This is a genomic window from Nocardia sp. NPDC057663, from assembly GCF_042799895.1.
Taxonomy (GTDB): Bacteria; Actinomycetota; Actinomycetes; order Mycobacteriales; family Mycobacteriaceae; genus Nocardia.
In genome coordinates, this window is record NZ_JBHVHX010000020.1 from 1 (window position 1) to 4,033 (window position 4,033).

A 4,033-nucleotide genomic window follows, 5' to 3' on the forward strand; every position below is an offset into this window, starting at 1 on the left:
GGGTTGCGCTCGTTGCGGGACTTAACCCAACATCTCACGACACGAGCTGACGACAGCCATGCACCACCTGTACACCGACCACAAGGGGGCCTACATCTCTGCAGGTTTCCGGTGTATGTCAAACCCAGGTAAGGTTCTTCGCGTTGCATCGAATTAATCCACATGCTCCGCCGCTTGTGCGGGCCCCCGTCAATTCCTTTGAGTTTTAGCCTTGCGGCCGTACTCCCCAGGCGGGGTACTTAATGCGTTAGCTACGGCACGGATCCCGTGGAAGGAAACCCACACCTAGTACCCACCGTTTACGGCGTGGACTACCAGGGTATCTAATCCTGTTCGCTACCCACGCTTTCGCTTCTCAGCGTCAGTTACTTCCCAGAGACCCGCCTTCGCCACCGGTGTTCCTCCTGATATCTGCGCATTTCACCGCTACACCAGGAATTCCAGTCTCCCCTGAAGTACTCTAGTCCGCCCGTATCGCCCGCAAGCTTGGGGTTGAGCCCCAAGTTTTCACGAACGACGCGACGAACCGCCTACAAGCTCTTTACGCCCAGTAATTCCGGACAACGCTCGCACCCTACGTATTACCGCGGCTGCTGGCACGTAGTTGGCCGGTGCTTCTTCTACAGGTACCGTCACTTGCGCTTCGTCCCTGTCGAAAGAGGTTTACAACCCGAAGGCCGTCATCCCTCACGCGGCGTCGCTGCATCAGGCTTTCGCCCATTGTGCAATATTCCCCACTGCTGCCTCCCGTAGGAGTCTGGGCCGTGTCTCAGTCCCAGTGTGGCCGGTCGCCCTCTCAGGCCGGCTACCCGTCGTCGCCTTGGTAGGCCATTACCCCACCAACAAGCTGATAGGCCGCGGGCCCATCCTGTACCGATAAATCTTTCCACCCACGGACATGCATCCGAAGGTCATATCCGGTATTAGACCCAGTTTCCCAGGCTTATCCCGAAGTACAGGGCAGATCACCCACGTGTTACTCACCCGTTCGCCGCTCGTGTACCCCGAAGGGCCTTACCGCTCGACTTGCATGTGTTAAGCACGCCGCCAGCGTTCGTCCTGAGCCAGGATCAAACTCTCCGTTGAAGACTCTCGAAACACCCGAAGGTGAATCAGAAATATCTAACTAGAGTCCGAAAACCTAGCAAAGCCAAACACCAGCAAAAGTTTGCTGTTGTTTAAATGTCCACTCCTCAACCGGGGGGTATGAGAAGCGGAACCAATAATAATATTGGCACTGACATTCATCGACACACTATTGAGTTCTCAAAGAACACACGCACAAGAAGGACCACCGGCACTCGTCCGGGCATCCTCCAGGGCAACTGTTCCAGCCTAGCTGTGCTTCCAGGCGATGTCAATCTTAACGCTGGTCACTCAGTGAGGCAATGCCAGGCGCACACCATCCTCCCTACGCCCGCTCGCCCTGAGGGCCAGCGTCTCGGCTCCGGGTTGGTGTCCGTGTCGCTCTGACTTCCAATAAGTTACGCGCCGGAAAACGCCGCGTCAAATCGCCTGGACAGCACGGGATCTGCGCAGGTCAGCGCGTCGAGCCCGGCCGCTGGGCGGGCCTGAATCACACGGATGTGACTCAGGCCTCCGCGGCGAGGTCAGGCTATCCGTCGGACGCCGGCCATATTCTTCTTGCCCCGGCGCAGCACCAGCCACTGCCCGTGCAGGTAGTCGGCGTCGGACGGGGTCCACTCGATGTCGCCGATGCGCTCGTTGTTCACCGACGCACCGCCTTCGCTGACCACCCGGCGGGCCGCTCCCCTGCTCTCGGCCAGGCCGGACGCGACGAGCAGATCGACAATCGTGTTCGGTTCGCCCGGCACGACCTCGGCGACCTTGCCGTCGATCGCGGTCTCGCGCAGGGCGGCACCCAGCGTCGACTCCGGGAGTTCGCGCAGGTCACCGCGGCCGAACAGGGCCTGGCTCGCCAGTTCCACCGCGTGGGTCTCGGCTTCGCCGTGCACCAGCGTGGTCATCTCGGCGGCCAGGCGCTTCTGCGCCTCGCGGGCGAACGGGCGTTCCGCGGTGGCCTGTTCGAGCTCGTCGAGTTCCTCCCTGCCGAGGAAGGTGAACCAGCGCAGGTAGCGGACGACATCGGCGTCGGCGGTGTTCACGAAGTACTGGTACCAGGCGTAGGGGCTGGTCAGTTCGGGGTCGAGCCATAGGCTGCCACCGCCGGTGGACTTGCCGAATTTCTTGCCGTCGGCCGAGGTCACCAGGGGAACGGTGAGCGCGTGCACGTGCGCGCCGTCGACGCGGCGGTTCAGCTCGACGCCGGCGATGATGTTGCCCCACTGGTCGGAGCCGCCGACCTGCAAGGTGCAGCCGTATTCGCGCCGCAGCTGCAGGTAGTCGTTGGCCTGCAGCAGCATGTAGCTGAATTCGGTGTAGGAGATGCCGTCGCCCTCGAGCCGCCGCTTGACGGTGTCGCGGGCGAGCATGACGTTGACCGAGAAGTGCTTGCCGACGTCGCGCAGGAAGTCGACGGCCGACAGCGAGCCGGTCCAGTCCATGTTGTTCGCGATCACCGCGCCGGTCGGCGAATCGTCGAGGTCGACGAAACGCTCGAGCTGGGAGCGGATGCGCTGGGCCCACTCGGCGACGGTGTCGGTGGAGTTCATCGTGCGTTCGCCGACGTCGCGGGGGTCGCCGATCAGGCCGGTGGCTCCGCCCGCGAGGACGATCGGCCGGTGACCGGCCCGCTGGAAACGCTTCAGCGCGAGCAGCGGGACCAGGTGACCCGCGTGCAGACTGGCCGCGGTGGGGTCGAAGCCGGCATACAGGGTCAGCGGCGCGGCAGCGGCTGCCGCCCGCAGCTCGTCCAGGTCGGTGGACTGCGCGATCAGGCCGCGCCAGGTCAGTTCGTCGAAGATGTCGCCGGTCACGGTGCTCCATCTTTCCGTACTCGTTCCGCCGCCCGCGCGCAGGTCGGGCGGTGTTCGGCCGACAGCGTGCTCAGACCCGCACGCGGGTGACCCAGGCGGCGAGGTCGGCTTCGACCTCGTCCCGGTTGACCTCGTTGAGCACCTCGTGGCGGGCGCCCGGGTAGATCCGGTACGTGATGTCGGTCAGTCCCGCGTCGCGGTAGCGCTGGACCAGCTGATCGGACAGCCGCGTGCCGTCGTTGAGCGGGTCCTGGTCGCCGACCATCACGTACACCGGCAGATCGGCGCGCACGGTGCCCGGATCGTTCAGGCGCTGGTAGGCGGTGGCCGCGAGCAGCGCCATATTGGCCTCGTCGATGGCGAAGCCACACCAGGGATCGGCGAGGTAGGCGTCGACCTGCGTCTCGTCGCTGCTGATCCAGTCCGCGTCGGTGCGCGTCGGCTGGAATCCGGCATTGAAGAACGCGATCAGGTCGCCGCCGGCGGCCGCGATGTTGTCGAACAGCCCGTCCACCGCCGTCGACCCGCACAGCACCACCTCGTCGACGAGCGCGGAGTGGTCGAGGATGTACTGCTGGACCGCGAAGGAGCCGAGGCTGTGCCCGAACAGGGTGACCGGCAGCCCGGGATGGCGTTCCCGCAGCAGTTCGGTCAGGGTCACCAGGTCTGCGACGAGCAGGTTCCAGCCGTCGTCGCCGAGCTTCCCCGGCTCGGAGAACATGCTGTAGCCGTGGCCCCGGTGGTCGCCGGCGTAGACGGCATAGCCGAGGCCTGCGAGTGTCGTGGCGAGGTGGCTGTAGCGGTCGGAGTGTTCACCCATGCCGTGCGCGATCTGCACGACGCCCACTGGTTCCGCCGCGGCGGGCAGCCAGCTCCGGACGTGGATCGTGATGTCGTCACTGCTGGTGAAGGTGAGCACAAACAACTCCTGCGGAGAGGCACCGGGCGTGTAGGCATCGATCGTCGCACTGCAAGCACCCCGCGCCCCATAGGATCCGCCAACGAGATCGGCGCCTCGACGTTGTGTCCGCAGACAAACCACCGTTGTCCGGGCAACGCCGACTGTCGCGGGGGCCCGCAGTGGGGCCGCAAGGCGGGTGGTGGGGGGGTGAAAGGAAACAAGAGGGGGTTGACGG

2 protein-coding genes and 1 rRNA gene are annotated in these 4,033 nt (G+C 64.4%); all 3 read right to left on the reverse strand.

Features of this window, described 5'->3' with window-relative positions; translation table 11 throughout:
• Positions 1 to 1,086: ribosomal RNA gene (locus tag ACFVAV_RS29035) — 16S ribosomal RNA — on the reverse strand; the annotation flags it as partial.
• 524 nt (positions 1,087 to 1,610) lie between these two features.
• The gene (gene tyrS / locus ACFVAV_RS29040; protein WP_379038724.1) at positions 1,611 to 2,897 is read right to left on the reverse strand and encodes a tyrosine--tRNA ligase; all 1,287 of its coding nucleotides are present in this window, start codon (positions 2,895 to 2,897) and stop codon (positions 1,611 to 1,613) included.
• A 70-nt stretch (positions 2,898 to 2,967) separates the two neighbouring features.
• Positions 2,968 to 3,816 (reverse strand): alpha/beta hydrolase, encoded by an 849-nt coding sequence (locus ACFVAV_RS29045; RefSeq protein ID WP_379038725.1) that lies wholly within the window; start codon positions 3,814 to 3,816, stop codon positions 2,968 to 2,970.
• Positions 3,817 to 4,033: the final 217 nt, after the last annotated feature.